Raw genomic sequence first — 17,399 nt, 5'->3', positions numbered from 1 at the left:
GGACATCCTGGAACTCGAGTTTTCGGTTGAAGGGATGTGCGCTGCCTCGCCGGTACGGCGACGCAGGACGTTCCGGTTCGATATCACCACCGGCTGCGTCAGCCCGGAAGATCCCCTTCAACCAGCGCACACATCTGCCTGAGCCGCTCCACCCTTTCCTCGACGGAGAGCCCCTGGCGGGGCAGGCCGATCTTGAACCCATGCATGGGTACGTTCCCTGCGGCCTTGTTGCAGCGGCTAATCTCCGCACGGTTCAGCAGGGAGCTGGACGGCGCCCCTTCAACTTCCACAGGCGGGAGGTGGGCATCCATCCAGGGATAACCAAATTCCGTCTCCTCCGGGGAACACCCGGAGAAAATCAGCCCCGCCAGAACCCCTGCCTCGCGGGCGTGCGCGATGTGCTCCACGGCGGTGTCCCGGTCCCGGGTTTCGATGACCGACCGTGCCCAGTTGATAACGAGTCCCACCCGGCCACCCGCCTGTTCCCGGAGCGAGCGGAGCACGTCCACTTCCTCGCCGAACGGCAGGAAACCCTTCTCGGGCGTGCCTCCGGGCCGGGGCGCATCACAGTGCTCCACCAGCAGCTTGGTGGCTCCCCACTCCCATTCGAGGACCTGCTCCAGGGACTCCGCGAACCTTGACGGGTCAGCGCCGGGATACGGGGCGGAGTGCAGCTCGACGGCCTCCACCTCCCGGCCCTCCTTCTTCAACTGGAGCACCAACGCGTGGATCCCCGCGACGAAGTGCAGCGCTTCCGTCCTGCCCGCGGCATCGCCGGACGCAAGTCCGAACGTTGGCGACGCCTTGAGCCGCTGCATGGTGCCGGGAATGGCGGTAACCACAGCGGACCAGTTGCCCGGAGCGCCGGCGGGCCACCGGACTCCACCGTATGGCCCATAGGGAAGTTCCAATCCGCGGACGGAAGGTACTCCGGCGAGCGCTTGATAGAACTGCTGCCGCAATTCGTCAGGGTGGGCAGCGTAGGCACCGACGATCAGGGACATGGAACCTCCAATTGCTTTGCCATGCGGGAACCACGGCCACGGCCGCGGAGAAAAGCCCACTTGACGTTGCCTGTGATGGGACTTACAGTTTTTCTTACGAGCTAGGACATCCTACATCCGATAAACATCCTTCTGAACGGTGAGGCACATGAACAACATCAAGAACCTGCCGCTGGTCAATGACGCCAGTCGCCGGAACTTCCTGAAGCTCGGCGGGGCCATGGGCCTGGCCGCAGCCTTCGCCAGCTCCCTGGCCGCGTGCGGCGGCCCCGCCGCGACCACCACGGGGGCAGCTGAAAACACGGCGCCGATCAATAAGGACCTCACCATCGAGGCCGGCATCTCCTACGCCCTCTCCACCGGCTTCGACCCCATCTCCTCCTCCGGCGCAACCCCCATGGCCGCGAACCTGCACGTCTTTGAGGGCCTGATCGAGCTGCACCCAGCCACACGGGAGCCCTACAACGCCCTTGCCGCTTCCGATCCCAAGATGGTAAATGCCACTACCTACCAGGTGGCCATCAGGGACGGCGCGGTGTTCCACAACGGCTCCCCCGTTACCGCCGAGGACGTGGTGTTCTCCTTCACCCGGGTAATGGACCCGGCCAACAAGTCGCTGTTCTCGCAGTTCATTCCGTTCATCCAGGAGGTCAAGGCACTCGACGCCAAGACCGTGGAGTTCACCCTTAAGTACGCCTTCCCAGGCTTCGGTCCGCGCATCTCCGTGGTGAAGGTGGTACCCAAGGCACTGACCAACTTCCCGGTGGGCTCGGACCAGCTGAAGTCCTTCGACGCCAAGCCCGTGGGCACCGGACCCTACAAGCTGATCTCCGCAGTCAAAGACGACAAGATCGTCTTCGAGGCCAACCAGGCCTACAACGGACCCATGCCGGCACTGGCTAAGGGCATGACCTGGCTGCTGCTCTCCGATGCCGCCGCCCGTGTCACCGCCATGCAGTCAGGCCGCGTCCAGGCCATTGAGGACGTCCCCTACCTGGACATGCAGGGCCTGAAGTCCGCAGCCACCGTTGAATCGGTGCAGTCCTTCGGCCTGCTGTTCATGATGTTCAACTGCAACGCTGCGCCCTTCAACAACAAGAAGGTCCGCCAGGCCCTGCACTACGGCCTGGACAAGGACTCCATCATCAAGAAAGCCCTGTTTGGCAATGCCAAGCCGGCCAGCTCCTACTTCCAGGAAGGCCACCCGGATTACGTCAAGGCCAAGAATGTGTACGGCTATGACGCCCAGAAGGCAGCGGACCTCCTCAAGGAAGCCGGCGTCACCAACCTGGAGTTCGAACTGCTCACCACGGACACGGCCTGGGTCAAGGACGTGGCACCCCTGATGCTCGAATCCTGGAATAAGATCCCCGGCATCAAGGTCACCCTCAAGAACCTGCAGTCCGGCGCCCTTTACACGGACCGCGTGGCCAAGGGCGACTACACAGTTGTTGCCGCACCGGGTGATCCCTCGGTGTTCGGCAACGACGCGGACCTGCTGCTGAGCTGGTTCTACGCCGGCGACACCTGGATGAAGAACCGCGCCTTCTGGGGTGCAACCCCGGAGCGCGCCCAGCTGGTGGACCTGATGTCCAAGGCGGGCCAGGCCACCAAGGAAGACGCCAAGAAGCTGACCGGCCAGATCGTGGACCTGGTGTCCGAAGAGGTTCCGCTGTATCCCCTGTTCCACCGCCAGCTTCCCAGCGCCTGGGATGCAAAGAAACTGAGCGGCTTCAAGCCCCTTCCCACCACCGGAGTGTCCTTCGTTGGTGTGGGCCGCACCGCCTAGCCCTACCCACCGGAGACTACATTGAGCACCATATTGCGACTGCTGGGCCGACGGCTCGCAGCCCTGCCGCTGATGGTCCTGGGCATCACCCTGCTGGTGTTCCTGGTCCTGCAGGCAGCCCCCGGAGACCAGGCAAGCAGCGCCCTGGGCGAGGGTGCCAGCGAGGAAGCCAAGGAACAGTACCGCCAGGCGAACGGCCTTAACGATCCGCTGCTGCTGCAGTATGTGCGGTTCCTGGGCAAGCTCCTCCAGTTTGACCTGGGCGTCACCACGCCCCCGGCCAAATCCGTGGCGAGCATGATCGGCTCGGCGTTCCCCTTGACGCTGCAGCTGACCTTCCTGGGCGTCATCATCGCCGTTGTGGTCTCCTTGGTGTTCGGCATCATCGGCGCCTTGTACCGGGATAAATGGCAGGACCAGCTGGTCCGTGTCTTCTCGATCGCCGCGGTGGCAACGCCGTCGTTCTGGCTGGGCATCCTGCTGATCCAGTGGTTCGCACTGGGACCGGCAGCGATGTTCCCGTCCGGCGGCATTGCCACACCGGAGTCCGGCTTCGGCGGGTGGCTGAACTCCATGGCACTGCCCGCCCTGGCACTCGGCATCCCGGTCTCGGCGTCCCTCATCCGGGTGGTCCGCACCTCCATGGTGGAAGAGCTGGACCGGGACTACGTCCGCACGGCCATCGGGAACGGCGTGCCGTACCGCGAGGTCGTCTCCAAGAACGTGCTCCGCAACGCCCTGGTCACTCCGGTGACCGTGCTGGGACTGCGCATCGGCTACCTGCTGGGCGGCGCCGTCGTGATTGAAATGATCTTTGCCTTGCCCGGCATGGGACAGCTGATCCTCAACGGCATCACCAACCTGGACGTAAACCTGGTGCAGGGCGTGGTCCTGACCATCTCCGTCACCTTCGTCCTGGTGAATATCGCCGTGGACCTGCTCTACCTGCTCATCAACCCCCGAATCAGGACCGTGTGACCCATGCGCAGCAAACTCGCTGAACGTCTGAGCGCCCCCGGCCTCCGCCTCAAGGCCCTGCCGTGGGGCTCCCGGCTGGCCCTCGCCTTCCTGGTGGTGATCGCCCTCGCCGCCGTCTTCGCCCCGGTCCTGGCACCGCACGATCCGCTGGAAACCTTTATGCCGGCCACTCCCCCGGGTGCCGAGCACTTCTTTGGCACCGACCGGCTGGGCCGCGACATCTTCTCCCGCCTGCTCTTCGGATCGCAGTCCTCGCTCATGATCGGCCTCGGCGCCGTAGGCCTGGCAGTCCTGGCGGGCGCCCTCCTGGGGTCACTGGCGGCCACCTCCAGCAAGGCCGTCAACGAACTTCTCATGCGCCTGATGGACATCCTGATGGCCTTCCCCGGCATCGCCCTGGCCGCGGTGCTGCTGGCGGCCTTCGGCAACTCGGTGCCCACCATCATCATTGCCATCGCCATCATCTACACCCCGCAGCTCGCCCGGGTGGTCCGCGCCAACGTGCTGTCCCAGTACGGCGAGGACTATGTCCGTGCCGAACGGGTCATCGGCGCCGGCCGGTTCTACATCCTGGTCAAGCACATCGTGCGCAACACCGCGGCCCCCGTCCTGGTGTTCGCCACGGTGATGGTGGCGGACGCCATCATCCTCGAGGCCTCTTTGTCCTTCCTGGGCGCCGGCGTCCAGGATCCCGCCCCGTCCTGGGGCAACGTGATCTCCTATGGCCGCAACCTTGTGCTGTCCGGCGGCTGGTGGGCCACCACCTTCGCCGGCCTCACCATCCTCCTCACCGTCCTGGCGCTGAACATCCTCGCCGAGGGCCTCACCGACGCCATGGTCAACCCCCGGCTGCGGCGCGCTCCGGCGGTGAAGGACGACGACGGTGCTGCCGCTTCGGTGGCCGGCGCCGCCGTCACCGGCTCCGCGGTGGACACGGAAGTGGCTACCTCAGTCGCCCAGCCGTCGGTCGTGGAACAGCACGAACTCGACGGCGTCCGCGAGGCAACAGCTGCGAATGCGGGCGAGCGCGAGCTGGCCCATTCCGCCCTGCTGACCGACCGCCGCGTGGCGGCGGCCAACCCGCACGCCCTGCTGGACCGTGAGCTGGAACTGCTCGCCGCCGTCGAGGCCACCCGCACGGACCGGCTCCCCCAGGTCTCCGCGGACGCCCGGACCGTCCTCGAGGTCAAGAACCTCTCCATCCGGTTCCCCGGCCGGTTTGGCGAGACCGCCATCGTGGACAACGTCTCCTTCACTGTCCGCGAAGGCGAAACCATGGGCCTGGTGGGCGAATCCGGTTGCGGGAAGTCCATCACGTCGCTGGCCGTCATGGGGCTGCTGCCGAAGACGGCACGGATCACCGGTTCCATCCGTTTCGACGGCAAGGAACTGCTGGACCCGGACGCAAGCCACAGCAACGCCAAGGCCTACCAGGGCCTGCGCGGCGAGCAGATCGCCATGGTCTACCAGGACGCGCTCAGCTCGCTGAACCCGTCCATGAAGATCAAGGACCAGATGCTGCAGCTGACCCGCCGCGGCGGCCGGAAGACCCCGGCCGAGCTGCTGGAAATGGTGAAACTCGATCCCGTCCGCACCCTGGCCAGCTACCCCCACGAGTTGTCCGGCGGGCAGCGGCAGCGCGTGCTGATCGCCATGGCCTTGTCCCGTTCACCCAAGATCGTGGTGGCGGATGAGCCCACCACTGCCCTGGACGTCACCGTCCAGAAGCAGGTGGTGGACCTGCTCAACGAACTGCGCGAGCAGCTGGGATTCGCCATGGTGTTCGTCAGCCACGACCTCGCACTGGTGGCCTCCCTGGCGCACCGCATCACGGTCATGTACGCCGGCCAGGTAGTGGAATCCGCCCAGGCCTCCGAGCTGCTGCGGAACCCGAAGCACGAATACACCCGTGGCCTGCTGGGCGCAGTGTTGTCCATCGAGGCAGACGCCGCCCGCCTGCACCAGATCCCGGGCACAGTGCCGTCGCCGACGGACTTCGCCCCCGGGGACCGATTCGCGCCCCGCTCCCTGCGCAGCGACGCCGACCCCAACCAGCAGCTGGTCCTCACCGCCGTGGCTTCGGCAAACGGCGGCGACTCGGACCACTTCTGGGCCAGCCACCTGAAGGAGGACGCCAAGTGAGCGCATCCACCGGTTCGCCGGTCATCGAACTCAGGGACGTCAAAGTCCACCATCGCACCCGCACAGGCGGGCTGTTCCGTCCCGGGACCGTCAAGGCCGTCAACGGTGTGGATTTCACCATCAGCCGTGGGGAAACCGTGGGCATCGTGGGTGAATCCGGCTGCGGCAAGTCCACCCTCGCGTCGGTACTGGTGGGCCTCCAGGCCCCCACGTCAGGGCAGGTCCTGTTCCACGGCAAGCCCGCCATCAAGCGGAACGCCGCCATGCGGAAGGAGTTCGGCCGCTCCGTGTCCGTGGTGTTCCAGGACCCGGCCACCGCGCTGAACCCGCGAATGACCATCCAGGACATCCTCACCGATCCGCTGCAGGTGCACGGCATCGGCAACGCCGCCAGCCGGGCTGCCAAGGTCCGGGAACTCCTCGCGCTGGTAGGCCTGCCCGCCTCAGCGGCGGAAGTGACGCCGTCGCAGGTGTCCGGTGGGCAGCGGCAGCGCGTGGCGATCGCCAGGGCCCTGGCACTGGATCCGGACATTATCGTCGCGGACGAGCCGACATCGGCCCTGGACGTCTCCGTCCGCGCGCAAGTCCTGAACCTCCTCTCCGACCTGAAGACCCAGCTGGACCTGGGGATGGTGTTTATCTCCCACGACATCCAGACCGTCCGCTACGTTTCCGACCGGATCTGCGTCATGTACTTCGGCGAAATCGTGGAGGAAGGACCCGCAGCCCAAGTGTTCGACAACCCCACCAACGACTACACCCGCAAGCTCCTCGGCGCAGCCCCCAGCCTGCTGCACACCTAGACCACCCATCCTTCTCTTCTACCAACCCAGTTATCGGAGTTTTCCCGTGTCTTCCCAGTTCTCCGGCGTCATCCCGCCCGTCGTCACCCCCCGCCACGCAGACGGCAGCATCGACACCGCGTCCCTGCACAACCTCACCAACCACCTGCTCGACGGCGGCGTGTCAGGGCTGTTCGTCCTCGGTTCCTCCGCCGAGGTGCCCTACATGACCAACGCCGAGCGCGACCTGGTTGTCAGCACCATCGCCGAAGCCAACGCCGCAGCCGGCGCCAAGGCAGTTCCGCTGATCGTGGGCGCCAACGAGCAGACCACCAACCGGGTCATCGACGAGGCCAAGCGCGTGATCGACCTCGGGGCCGACGCCATCGTGGCCACCTCCATGTACTACGCAATTGGCAACGCCGATGAGACCGAGACCCACTTCCGCAGCATCCACGCTGCCGTCGACGTTCCGGTTTTCGCCTACGACGTGCCGGTCCGCACCCACTTCAAGCTGCCCACCGATCTTCTGGTTCGGCTGGGCCGCGAGGGCGTCATCGCGGGCGTCAAAGACTCTTCCGGTGACGACGTTGCCTTCCGCCAGCTCCTGCTCGCAGCCCGGGACATCGACAACTTCGACATCTTCACCGGCCACGAGGTAGTGGTGGACGGTGCGCTCCTGGGCGGCGCCCAGGGCGTAGTTCCCGGCCTGGGCAACGTCGACCCAGCAGGCTACCGCAAGCTGGTGGATGCGGCCGAAGCCGGGGATTGGGCAAAGGCCGCGGCCGAACAGGACCGCCTGGCGGACCTCTTCGAGATCGTCTACACCCCCAACGGACGTGTTTCCGGCGGAGCAGCCGGGTTGGGCGCCTTCAAGACCGCCCTGCAGATCATGGGCGTCATTGAAACCAACACCATGAGCGCACCCATGCAGGCGTTGAACGAAGAAGAGACCACCGCGATCAAGGTCATCCTCGAACGCAACGGCCTCGTCTAGGCATCCCGATGATGTATGCAGTTGGTGTTGACCTTGGGGGTACCAAGACCGCTGCCGGCGTGGTTTCGGCCGACGGGGAGGTGCTGTTTTCGGACACGGTTCCCACACTGAGCCGCGACGGCGGGGAGGCCATTCTCGACGCCACGGCCAAACTTGCCGCCGGACTGATCAAGAAGGCGGCCGACGACGGGATCGCCGTTGAGCGCGTAGGCGTCGGTTCCGCCGGGGTCATCGATGCCGGGCGCGGCGTGGTGGTGTCCGCCACCGATGCCATCCGCGGCTGGGCCGGGACGGCACTCACCGCGGGCCTGGCCACACGGCTGGGCCTGCCGGCGTCGTCCGTCCGGGCGGTGAACGATGTCCACGCCCACGCACTTGGCGAGGCGTGGGTTGGAGCCGCAGCGGGAACCGCAAGCTCACTCCTGGTAGCCTTCGGCACGGGCGTGGGCGGCAGTTTCGTGCTCGGCGGACGCCCGCTGCTGGGGCACCGCCATGCGGGAGGACACGTGGGTCATTTCGCGTCGCCCTACGCGTTCCACGAGGGCACCGCCATCCCCTGCGTCTGCGGCGGAGCCGGGCACGTCGAGGCTGTTGCCTCGGGACCCGCCATCCGCGAGGCGTACCTGCGGCTGGGCGGCACGGAGCCTGTCACGGACGCCCGTGCCGTCTTTGCCCTCGCCGGCCGAAGCGATGCCGCCGCCATCCGGGCCGTAGGAATCGGCGCCGGAGCTGCCGGGCAGGCCATGGGCGGCCTGGCCAACATCCTGGACCCCGAGGTGGTAGTTGTCACGGGCGGACTTTCCGACGCCGGCGCCCCGTGGTGGCGGCCGATGGAACGGGCCCTCCGCGCCGAACTCCTGCCTGCCCTGGCCGGGCTCCCCGTCCTTCCGGCTACACTCGGCAACGCGGCCGCTCTGGTGGGCGCGGCACGGCTGGTCCTCCTTCCGCCCGCCTGAAACGTCCTCACACGTACCCGCCCAACCGCCACACTTCCAGAGGAACCCGTTATGCTCCTGACCCCCGAAGCCCTCGAATCCCTGCGCGGACGGCTCATCGTGTCCTGCCAGGCGTATCCGGGTGAGCCGATGCGTGATCCCCGGACCACAGCGCAGGTGGCCGCTTCAGCAGTGGTTGGCGGCGCAGCGGCAGTCCGGGTGCAAGGCCTCGCCGATGTGCAACACACCCGCTCCGCCGTCGAGGTGCCGCTCATCGGGCTCTGGAAGGACGGGCACGACGGCGTGTTCATCACCCCAACGCTCCGGCACGCCCTGGCGGTGGCCAACTCCGGGGCCCATGTAGTGGCAATCGATGGAACCCGCCGGGACCGGCCGGACGGCCTTACCCTGGCGCAGACGGTAGCCGGCATCCATGCAGAGTCCCACGCCCTTGTCATGGCCGACTGCGGCTCGTTCCAGGACGCAGCTGCCGCCGTCGAGGCCGGGGCCAACCTGGTGGGCACGACGCTGGCCGGGTACACCGGTGAGCGGCCCAAAACCTCCGGCCCGGACCTGGACCTGCTGGAGGAGATCGCCTCGGCCGGCTTTGGTGTCCCCCTGATTGCCGAGGGCCGCATCCATTCCCCCGCCCAGGCCCGGCTGGCTTTGGACGCCGGCGCTTTCGCCGTGGTGGTGGGAACGGCGATCACCCACCCCGCCACCATTGCCGGCTGGTTTGTGGACGCGCTGGCATGACGGCTCCTGACGGGCTGCTGCTCACCGGAACGCTCCTGACGGATGGCACCACCGTGCCGGACGCCGCCGTCGCGATCGTAAACGGACGGATCGCTTATGCGGGTCCGCGGACCGGACTTGCCACTGCGTCGCTGCCATCGTTGCCTGAACGTGCGCTGCCTTCCGGGAACATGATCCTCCCGGGACTGATCGATCTGCACTGCCACGGAGCGGCCGGCGGGGACTTCCCCGGCGGTGAACTCGATGCCGCCCGTGCTGCCGCAGAATTCCTCCACCGGAGCGGCACCACCACGCTGCTGGCAAGCCTGGTCACGGCCTCCCGGGAGGACCTGTTGCGGGGCGCGGCAACGCTGCGCGTCCTCGCCGAGGAGGGCATCGTCGCCGGGATCCACGCCGAAGGCCCTTTCCTGTCGCACGCCCGTTGTGGGGCCCAGGACCCACGCTTCCTGCTTGAGCCCAACCTCGGATTGCTTGATGAACTGGTCGGGGCGGCCGGCGGGCACTTGCGCACCATGACGTACGCGCCGGAACTGGCTGGGGCAGCCGACCTTGTGCAGGCCCTCGTGGCGCACGGCGTTGTTCCGTCGCTGGGGCACACGGACGCAGATGCGCGAACGACGGCTGACTCGCTCACCCTGGCCGCCGGGCTGATGGCTGCAGGCGGCGGCACAGGCGCGCGGCCCACGGTCACGCATCTGTTCAACGGCATGCCTCCGCTGCACCACCGGAGCCCCGGCCCGGTGGCGGCGTGCCTCCGCCTTGCCGCAGCCGGCAGCGTGGCGGTGGAGTTGGTGGCGGATGCGGTGCACCTGGACCCGGAGACTGTCGGCATGGTGTTCGCCCTGGTGGGCGCTCGCAACGTGGTCCTGGTGACCGATTCCATGGCCGCCACCGGGCTGCCGGACGGCGACTACGACCTCGGACCTGCAGCCGTCCGGGTCACCGGCGGCGAGGCGCGGCTGCGCGGCAACGGCTCCCTGGCCGGCGGAACCGCAACCCTGCTGGACGTAGTACGCCGGACCATCGCCGCAGGCGTGGACGCGGCAGGGGCTGTTCTGTCCGCTACCGCCGTGCCTGCCCGGATCCTGGGACTTTCAGATGAAGTGGGCAGTCTCCGTACCGGGCTGCGCGCCGACGTCGTAGTGGTCGATGCCGGCTTCAATCCCGCGCTGGTTGTTCGTCACGGAAAAGTCCTGGCGCCACAGTGAGTCTTCGAGGAAACTGATGCGGCGTTTTACGGCACCTCGAATGTGGCGGTAAGCCGGGCCCGTCCTATCGCATGGCTGAAAAGCTGGAAGCCCAGGTAGGCGGGGCTTGCATCGGCAGGGATGTCGAGTTCGTCCACATCCACTGCGTGGACCACGACGTGGTAGTGGTGGGGACCGTGCCCCGCAGGCGGAGCCGCGCCGACAAATCCCCGGAAACCGGCATCGTTCGCCAGTTGCACCGCTGGCTTGGGCAGGCCGTCCTCGGCGGCACCCGAAGGAAGCGATGTGGTGGACGCAGGCAGGTTGAAGGCTGCCCAATGCCAAAACCCACTGCCAGTGGGAGCATCCGGGTCCAGAACCGTCACGGCAAAACTCTTTGTCTCCGGCGGGAAGCCCTCCCAGGACAGTTGTGGAGACCTGTCTTCTCCGCCGTCGATTCCCATCTTCCCGCTAGCCTGGGCAACGGGAAACGGCTGCCCGTCCTGGATGTCGGTGCTGGTCAAGGAGAACTCGGGAAGCTGGGGAAGGGCGGCGTACGGATCGTGCGACATCTCTTTGGTACCTTTCCTAGACAACGGGATTCGAATTACCGGCAAACACGATGGAAACAGGTTTACTGGTGCACACTCTAGCGCCGGTTTCGGTGGATAAGCCGAAATAATCAAGTGGAAACCGGTTCAGCCCAGAACGCATGCCGGCTGTGTGGCCGGGTCCGGTACCTCCACCTGGATGTCCCGGCACACCAGGGGCCCAGAACAGCGTAAACAGCGCAGGCAGAACGTCAGAGGCTGATGGCGGGGCCAGCCAAGCGCACTGTAACACCGGCCTTTTCGGGCGCAAGCTGCGAGGCTGCTGATTCGTCTGCCACCACGGTGACATGCGGATGGCGCTGCAGGACTGACGCCGGGCACTCAGCGGATACAGGACCACTTAGTGCCGCGGCCAGGATCGCTGCCTTGTCCTGCCCGTGGACCACCAGGAGAAGGTGCCTGGCTTCCATGATGGTCCCCAGGCCCTGGGTGATGCACCGCTCAGGGACCTCCGACAGGGAACCAAAGTAGCGGGCGTTGGCCTCCCGGGTACGGGCGGCCAACGTCTCGACACGGGTACGGGAGTCGAGCGCTGACCCCGGCTCGTTGAAGGCGATATGTCCGTTGTGGCCAATGCCCAGCAACTGCAGGTCGATGCCGCCGGCGGCACGGATTGAAGTGTCGTACTCGACAGCTGCCCGCTCAGGGTCCTCCGCACCGCCGGCAGGCACCCGCACGTGCCCGGGGTCCAGGCCCAGGCGTTCGGTGACCTCACGACGGACAACCTCGCCGTAGCTTTCCGGATGCCCGGCCGGCAGCCCCACGTATTCGTCAAGGGCAAAGGCCCTCACGCGCGACAAATCGAGCCGGTGGCCGGCGAGGGCTGCGTAGACAGGCAGTGGGGAGCCTCCTGTGGCAACACCGAGGACCGCGTCCGGCTTGCTGCGGACGACAGCGGCAATGATCCCGGCAGCGACAGCACCAATGGCGGCTGCATCAGGGACGACGAAGATTTCCAAGGCGGGGCCTCTTTCTGGGGGTTGGACTGCAGCAGGGCATGCAGCGGCCGGGCCGGGCCGGGACGGGCCAGCCCTTCATGGACATACTGGTGGTGGCCGAAACGCCACCTCACGTGGCCGTTAGGCGGATGCCACGTCCTTGAGCTTTTGGCGGATACCGTCAAAGTGTCGCTGGAGCCGCTCGGCAGCGAGGGCTTTGTCCCTGCTGGCAACGGATTCGTAGATATCCCAATGGATACGGACCTGCTCATCAAGGTTGACCGGCCCATGGCCCAGGGCTTCATGGATCTGCCGGTATACCTGCCAAAACACGTCCATGAGGTTAATGAGGAGTTCGTTGTTCAGCGGCGCGTAGAGCTTGCGGTGGAATTCCGCATCATGCTCAGCCAAGGGCTCACCCTTCGCGGCAGCCTCCTGCATGGCCTCCATCGTCCGCCGGAGATCGGACAGGTGCTCTTCCGTCAGCAAATCGATGGCGGAGCCGATCAGACCGGACTCGAGCGCCTGGCGTACATCGATCAGCTCCATGGCTTCTTCGCCCTTGTGCCGAAGGGACAGCCGGCCGCGGAATGTCAGTCCCGACACCAGGGCGCTGAAGTTGTTCGGGGCAACGAACATGCCAAAGCCATGGCGGATTTCGATGACACCAAGGGCCTGAAGGACTTTGAGGGACTCCCGGACGGTGTTTCGTCCCACGCCGAGTTCGCCGGACAGCTCGCTCTCTGTAGGGAGGGCGTCCCCGACGTCCAGCCCGCGCTCAAGAATGAGCTCCATGATTCTGTTCTGGAGGGCGTGGGAGCGGATTTGCGCGCTGAATCTTGCGGGGGGAACCGCTGCTGATGCTACTGTCACGTCATCTCCTTCGACCGCGCCCGGCGGCGGCCTCTCGTCTGGGTTCAGTGTACAGGACATGGGACGTCCTTCATCCGGTAGTTGGTAATGAATCTTCAAAGGTTGGGTCGCAGTCCCTGGGCGCGCTGCTTCATCCTTCGGACACCGGCGCCCCCACCGCGCAGAATTGATGCGATCTTGAGGCAAACCTTGCCATCCCTAGACGTTGCAGGTCCACGCTGGAGCCAAGAGACCAACCAGCTTGTGGGGAGCAGGAAGTCATGGCAAGCAGAGCAGCACTGGACACCGACGTCACAACCGTGGGAGGCGTGCTGACCGACCAGCAGCCCCTCGACTTCCACACGCTGGGGCTCGCCGGCTGCATTGACCGGCTGACGGCACCCCTGCGGCAGCGCGGAACCGTGGTCCACTGGGATACTCCGCACTGGGGCATTGAGATCCCGGCAGGCTCCGCATCCCTCCTGTACCAGTCCGCCCGGGAAGCCCTCAGCAACGCCTTCAAGTACTCCGCGGCGCACACGCTGACCATTCAGCTGGCGGCCGTTGACCATGGCATCAGGCTGGTGGTGGCCGACGACGGCACAGGCTTCGACAGCAGCCTCGCCACGTGCGGGCGGCACCACGGTTATGGCCTGCGGCTGATGGCCGTGGCTGTGCAGGAGGCCGGTGGCGCCATAGACATCAGCGCCTCACCCGGGAGGGGCACCAGCGTGACGGTCACGCTGCCGCTGGACTGACCCGAAGGTTCCAAACCGCAGGCGCGAGGGACGGCCTGCCCATAGACCCGGAGGCCCGCCGTTGCTGGGACGGCGGGCCTCCGTATGTCCAGGGAGAGGAACCTAGCGGGAGAGTTTTTCCGCGTCCGGCTCCAGGTCGCCAATATGGCCCGGCGCGTTGGCAGCGAGGACCCTTGCCACGAATGCCGCATATTCGTCCATGAAGTGGCCCAGGAACTTCGCGGTCGCTTCATCCTTGACCTCGCCGTCGGCGCCAAAGACATCAGGCTTGTAGCTGATGTAGGCCTCCGGGGAATTCAACTGGGGCGCATCAAGGAAGCTCAGGACGCTGCGCATGGACGACTGCATCACAGCGGTGCCGATGCTGCCGGGAGAGGCGCCGATGATGCCCGTGGGCTTGCGGGCAAATGAGTTGGTCCCCCAAGGACGCGAGCCCCAGTCAATGGCGTTCTTGAGCGCGCCGGGGATGGACCGGTTGTATTCGGGAGACACGAACAGGATGCCGTCGGCAGCCTCGATGGCTTCCTTGAGGGCGCGGCCTTCGGGCGGGAAATCGGCATCGTAGTCGTAGCTGTACAGCGGGAGGTCTTTGATGGGGATCTCGGTGAATTCGAGTTCTTCGGGGGCCAGTTTGATCAAGGCCTTTGCCAGGGTCCGGTTGATGGAGCCGCTCGCCAGGCTGCCCACGAAATATCCGATCTTGTATGTCGCCATGAGTGATCCTTTCCAACAGCCGGTCCACGCCGGCTGGCTGAGTGTGGCTGGAAATGTGCCGGCCCCGCACCGGACGGGAACGGCGGCTGGTGTTCACTGCTTCATCAGTCCAGCACATACAGGACGCCCCGGCCAGAGGGCGCACGTTGTCCTTGAGGCTCAACGGCGATGGGGATGCCCCGACAAGCCAAACCACCCCCGTCCGCGACACCCGAACCGTGGACCGCCCCTTGCGGGGATAAATCGCACCTACTAATTTGAAACGTATCAGAAAGCGTTTTCAGCGCATGCGCAACGGAATTGGATGACATGACGGACAACGTCCTTATCAGGTGGATTGACGGGCAAGCCCCCACGGAAATCAGCGGCGGGACCACGTGGGGCATGCCGTTCCCCCGCGGCTCGGTCCAGGGAACAGAGGCGCTGGCGGTGACGGATGCTGCGGGCACCCCCGTGCCCAGCCAGGCGTGGCCACTGGCCACCTGGCCTGACGGATCGCTGAAGTGGGCCGGCGTCGCTCTTCCCGCGACGGGATCGCCGTCGGACACCTACCACGTGACGGCCGACGCCGGCACAGCCAGCGCGGCCGGCCAGCCACCGTCGGACGGCAGCTCAGTTACCGTCACCGAAAGTGCCGACGCCCTCACCGTAGACACGGGTGCACTGCAGATGGTGATCGACCGCGTCGGCCCGTCCCTGTTCCGCAGCCTCTCCCGCCATGGTGAACCTGTTGCCCGGGACGCCCGGCTGGTCAGCCTCCTGCAGGACGGCGTGCCCGAAGGTGCCGGGACTGCCAGCCGCGACGCCTTCACCGGCGAGGTCACCGCCGTCGTCCTTGAACAAAGCGGACCCGTGCGCGCCGCGGTGCGGCTGGAAGGGCGGCACCGCCAGGACGGCGCCGGAGGCAAAGGGCGCAGCTGGCTGCCCTTCGTGGTGCGCTTCTACTTCTACGCCAACGCCCGCAGCGTGCGCATGGTGCATTCCTTTATCTGGGACGGCGACGCCGGGCGGGACTTCCTGGCCGGACTTGGGGTGCGCTTCACCGTGCCGCTGGAGGCCGAACTGCACAACCGGCACATCCGCATCGCGGGAGCCGACGGCGGGTTCCTCACCGAGGCGGTCCGCGGCCTGACCGGGCTCCGCCGGGACCCGGGCGCTGACGTACGCGGCGCCCAGGTTGCCGGACGCACCACTCCCCCGGCGGAGACGTGGAACCCTGAGGTTTCCCGCCGGCTGCACCTGATCCCCGCCTGGGGCGACTACACGCTCAGCCAACTCAGCGCCGACGGCTTTGAGCTCCGCAAGCGCACGGCAGCCGGCCATGGCTGGGTGGGAATTTCCGGCGGCACCTGCGCCGCCGGATTCTGCTCGCTCAGCGATACCCGCGGCGGGCTGGGAGTAGGGATCAAGGACTTCTGGCAATCCCACCCGGGCCAGCTGGACATCCGGGGAGCGGCCGGCAGCGAAGCCTCCCTGACGGCTTGGCTGTTCTCCCCAGAGGCCCAGCCCATGGACCTGCGGTTCTACCACGACGGCATGGGCCAGGAGACGTTTGGGGAGCAACTCGAGGGCCTCGAAATCACCTACGAGGACTACGAGCCGGGCTTCGGAAATCCCACCGGCATCGCCCGCACCCATGAGTTGACGCTGTTCGCCTACGAGGCCACGCCGTCAACGGAGAGCCTGGCCGCGGACGCGGCAGCCGCCTCCACCCCCGCCCTGCTGCAGGCCACCCCGGAATACCTGCATTCTGCCGGAATCTTCGGCGACTGGTCCCCGGTGGACCGGAGCACCCCGGCCCGCGCCCGCCTCGAGGACCGCCTGGACTTCCTGTTCGGTTTCTACGCCGGGCAGGTGGAGCAGCGCCGCTGGTACGGGTTCTGGAACTTCGGCGACGTCATGCACACCTACGACCTTGACCGGCACGTGTGGCGGTACGACGTGGGCGGCTACGCCTGGGACAACTCCGAGCTCTCGCCGGACCTCTGGCTCTGGTACTCCTACCTGCGCTCCGGCCGGGCGGACATCTTCCGCTTCGCCGAGGCCATGACCCGGCACACCGGCGAGGTGGACGTCTACCACCTGGGCCCGTGGAAAGGCTTGGGTTCCCGGCACAACGTGCAGCACTGGGGCTGCAGCGCCAAGCAGCTGCGCATCAGCACGCCCGCCTACCGCCGCTTCTACTACTACCTGACGGCTGACGAGCGCACCGGCGACCTGCTGTCTGAACTGGTGGACAGCGACCAGAACTTCCTGGGCCTGGACCCGGTCCGGAAAGTCCGCCCCGACGCCGCAACCTACCGGCCCAACAGGGGCGCGTTGGGCGTGGGCCTCGGGACTGACTGGGGCTCGCTTGCTGCAACCTGGCTCACGGACTGGGAACGCACCGGCAACCCGCGCTCACGGGACCGGCTCCTGGGCACCATGGCGGACATCGGCGCGCTCAAGTACGGGTTCCTCACCGGCGAAGCGCTGTACGACCTGGACAGGGGCAGGTTCGATACAACACGGGAGCAAATTTCGGTGTCACACCTCAGCGCGGTGTTCGGGCTGGTGGAGATCTGCAGTGAGCTGGTGGACCTGGTGGATGATCCGGAGTTTGAACGCTCCTGGCTGCAGTACTGCCGGCTGTTCCTTGCCAGCAAGGATGAGCAGGTGGAGGCCGTGGGCCAGGCGCTGGAGGGCATCTACCTCACCCAGGCGCACAGCCGCCTTACCGCCTACGCTGCCGCACGGCTGCAGGATGCCGGGCTGGCGGCCCAGGCGTGGGAACACTTTGCCGGGGGCGGCGAGCACCTGAACCACGGGGCGGCGTTCTCGCTGCGGAAAATGGAGCCGCCCTTCGTCCTGCTGCCGGTTGATGAAGCGCCCACGGTCTCGACTAATGACGCGGCGCAGTTCGGTCTCGCCGTCATCCAGAACCTGGCGCTGGCGGGCCGGCACCTGGACTGACACT

15 protein-coding genes are annotated in these 17,399 nt (G+C 66.5%); 10 read left to right on the top strand and 5 right to left on the bottom strand.

Annotation, left to right across the window (positions count from 1 at the left end; all coding sequences use genetic code 11):
- Positions 1 to 98: 98 nt before the first annotated feature.
- A complete protein-coding gene (locus NIBR502771_RS07735) occupies positions 99 to 1,004 on the bottom strand; it encodes a DUF4862 family protein (protein ID WP_141159231.1) in 906 nt (301 codons plus the stop codon).
- 148 nt (positions 1,005 to 1,152) lie between these two features.
- Between NIBR502771_RS07735 and NIBR502771_RS07730 the strand changes: the two genes are divergently transcribed.
- The 8 genes from NIBR502771_RS07730 to NIBR502771_RS07695 all read left to right on the top strand — a co-directional run bounded on the left by NIBR502771_RS07730 (position 1,153) and on the right by NIBR502771_RS07695 (position 10,591).
- Positions 1,153 to 2,793, top strand: a complete 1,641-nt coding sequence (locus NIBR502771_RS07730) for an ABC transporter substrate-binding protein (protein ID WP_141159230.1) — start codon at positions 1,153 to 1,155, stop codon at positions 2,791 to 2,793.
- A gap of 72 nt (positions 2,794 to 2,865) precedes the next feature.
- A complete protein-coding gene (locus NIBR502771_RS07725; RefSeq protein ID WP_210411393.1) occupies positions 2,866 to 3,771 on the top strand; it encodes an ABC transporter permease in 906 nt (301 codons plus the stop codon).
- Between the two features lie 3 nt (positions 3,772 to 3,774).
- Positions 3,775 to 5,913, top strand: a complete 2,139-nt coding sequence (locus tag NIBR502771_RS07720; RefSeq protein ID WP_141159228.1) for a dipeptide/oligopeptide/nickel ABC transporter permease/ATP-binding protein — start codon at positions 3,775 to 3,777, stop codon at positions 5,911 to 5,913.
- Positions 5,910 to 6,716 (top strand): ATP-binding cassette domain-containing protein, encoded by an 807-nt coding sequence (locus tag NIBR502771_RS07715; RefSeq protein WP_141159227.1) that lies wholly within the window; start codon positions 5,910 to 5,912, stop codon positions 6,714 to 6,716. The genes NIBR502771_RS07720 and NIBR502771_RS07715 overlap by 4 nt, the downstream gene beginning before the upstream one ends.
- 46 nt (positions 6,717 to 6,762) lie before the next feature.
- Positions 6,763 to 7,692: a dihydrodipicolinate synthase family protein gene (locus NIBR502771_RS07710; protein ID WP_141159226.1), complete on the top strand. Its 930-nt coding sequence runs from the start codon at positions 6,763 to 6,765 to the stop codon at positions 7,690 to 7,692.
- 8 nt (positions 7,693 to 7,700) lie between these two features.
- Positions 7,701 to 8,648, top strand: coding sequence for an ROK family protein (locus tag NIBR502771_RS07705; protein ID WP_141159225.1), 948 nt, complete (start codon positions 7,701 to 7,703; stop codon positions 8,646 to 8,648).
- 51 nt (positions 8,649 to 8,699) lie between these two features.
- On the top strand, positions 8,700 to 9,383 hold the full coding sequence (locus tag NIBR502771_RS07700) for an N-acetylmannosamine-6-phosphate 2-epimerase (RefSeq protein WP_141159224.1): 684 nt from the start codon (positions 8,700 to 8,702) through the stop codon (positions 9,381 to 9,383).
- Positions 9,380 to 10,591, top strand: coding sequence for an N-acetylglucosamine-6-phosphate deacetylase (locus NIBR502771_RS07695; protein ID WP_141159223.1), 1,212 nt, complete (start codon positions 9,380 to 9,382; stop codon positions 10,589 to 10,591). Before NIBR502771_RS07700 ends, NIBR502771_RS07695 begins: the two co-directional genes overlap by 4 nt.
- Positions 10,592 to 10,617: 26 nt before the next feature.
- Here NIBR502771_RS07695 and NIBR502771_RS07690 read toward each other — a convergent pair whose 3' ends face one another.
- The 3 genes from NIBR502771_RS07690 to NIBR502771_RS07680 all read right to left on the bottom strand — a co-directional run bounded on the left by NIBR502771_RS07690 (position 10,618) and on the right by NIBR502771_RS07680 (position 12,992).
- Positions 10,618 to 11,142, bottom strand: a complete 525-nt coding sequence (locus NIBR502771_RS07690) for a YbhB/YbcL family Raf kinase inhibitor-like protein (RefSeq protein WP_141159222.1) — start codon at positions 11,140 to 11,142, stop codon at positions 10,618 to 10,620.
- A gap of 230 nt (positions 11,143 to 11,372) precedes the next feature.
- A complete protein-coding gene (locus NIBR502771_RS07685) occupies positions 11,373 to 12,140 on the bottom strand; it encodes a glucosamine-6-phosphate deaminase (RefSeq protein ID WP_141159221.1) in 768 nt (255 codons plus the stop codon).
- A 120-nt stretch (positions 12,141 to 12,260) separates the two neighbouring features.
- Complete coding sequence (locus NIBR502771_RS07680; protein ID WP_141159220.1) at positions 12,261 to 12,992, bottom strand: FadR/GntR family transcriptional regulator; 732 nt, start codon at positions 12,990 to 12,992, stop codon at positions 12,261 to 12,263.
- 260 nt (positions 12,993 to 13,252) lie between these two features.
- On the opposite strand from NIBR502771_RS07680, the gene NIBR502771_RS07675 reads away from it, so the two are divergent.
- The gene (locus tag NIBR502771_RS07675; protein WP_141159219.1) at positions 13,253 to 13,729 is read left to right on the top strand and encodes a sensor histidine kinase; all 477 of its coding nucleotides are present in this window, start codon (positions 13,253 to 13,255) and stop codon (positions 13,727 to 13,729) included.
- Between the two features lie 102 nt (positions 13,730 to 13,831).
- Here the strand turns inward: NIBR502771_RS07675 and NIBR502771_RS07670 are convergent, their stop codons facing one another.
- The gene (locus NIBR502771_RS07670; protein WP_141159218.1) at positions 13,832 to 14,443 is read right to left on the bottom strand and encodes an NADPH-dependent FMN reductase; all 612 of its coding nucleotides are present in this window, start codon (positions 14,441 to 14,443) and stop codon (positions 13,832 to 13,834) included.
- 309 nt (positions 14,444 to 14,752) lie between these two features.
- Between NIBR502771_RS07670 and NIBR502771_RS07665 the strand changes: the two genes are divergently transcribed.
- Positions 14,753 to 17,395, top strand: a complete 2,643-nt coding sequence (locus tag NIBR502771_RS07665) for a Tat pathway signal sequence domain protein (RefSeq protein WP_141159217.1) — start codon at positions 14,753 to 14,755, stop codon at positions 17,393 to 17,395.
- Positions 17,396 to 17,399: the final 4 nt, after the last annotated feature.

It is taken from the genome of Pseudarthrobacter sp. NIBRBAC000502771, assembly GCF_006517215.1.
Taxonomy (GTDB): Bacteria; Actinomycetota; Actinomycetes; order Actinomycetales; family Micrococcaceae; genus Arthrobacter; species Arthrobacter niigatensis.
Note: the sequence above shows the minus strand (reverse complement) of the source record. Positions and strands in the feature narration are given on the sequence as shown.

What these genes read in the sequence shown, in the direction of transcription:
- NIBR502771_RS07730 (WP_141159230.1), top strand. Translation starts at nt 1,153, where the DNA reads ATGAACAACATCAAGAACCTGCCGCTGGTCAATGACGCCAGTCGCCGG.
- NIBR502771_RS07735 (WP_141159231.1), bottom strand. Translation starts at nt 1,004, where the DNA reads ATGTCCCTGATCGTCGGTGCCTACGCTGCCCACCCTGACGAATTGCGG.
- NIBR502771_RS07690 (WP_141159222.1), bottom strand. Translation starts at nt 11,142, where the DNA reads ATGTCGCACGATCCGTACGCCGCCCTTCCCCAGCTTCCCGAGTTCTCC.
- NIBR502771_RS07675 (WP_141159219.1), top strand. Translation starts at nt 13,253, where the DNA reads ATGGCAAGCAGAGCAGCACTGGACACCGACGTCACAACCGTGGGAGGC.
- NIBR502771_RS07665 (WP_141159217.1), top strand. Translation starts at nt 14,753, where the DNA reads ATGACGGACAACGTCCTTATCAGGTGGATTGACGGGCAAGCCCCCACG.
- NIBR502771_RS07720 (WP_141159228.1), top strand. Translation starts at nt 3,775, where the DNA reads ATGCGCAGCAAACTCGCTGAACGTCTGAGCGCCCCCGGCCTCCGCCTC.
- NIBR502771_RS07670 (WP_141159218.1), bottom strand. Translation starts at nt 14,443, where the DNA reads ATGGCGACATACAAGATCGGATATTTCGTGGGCAGCCTGGCGAGCGGC.
- NIBR502771_RS07700 (WP_141159224.1), top strand. Translation starts at nt 8,700, where the DNA reads ATGCTCCTGACCCCCGAAGCCCTCGAATCCCTGCGCGGACGGCTCATC.
- NIBR502771_RS07725 (WP_210411393.1), top strand. Translation starts at nt 2,866, where the DNA reads ATGGTCCTGGGCATCACCCTGCTGGTGTTCCTGGTCCTGCAGGCAGCC.
- NIBR502771_RS07705 (WP_141159225.1), top strand. Translation starts at nt 7,701, where the DNA reads ATGATGTATGCAGTTGGTGTTGACCTTGGGGGTACCAAGACCGCTGCC.
- NIBR502771_RS07695 (WP_141159223.1), top strand. Translation starts at nt 9,380, where the DNA reads ATGACGGCTCCTGACGGGCTGCTGCTCACCGGAACGCTCCTGACGGAT.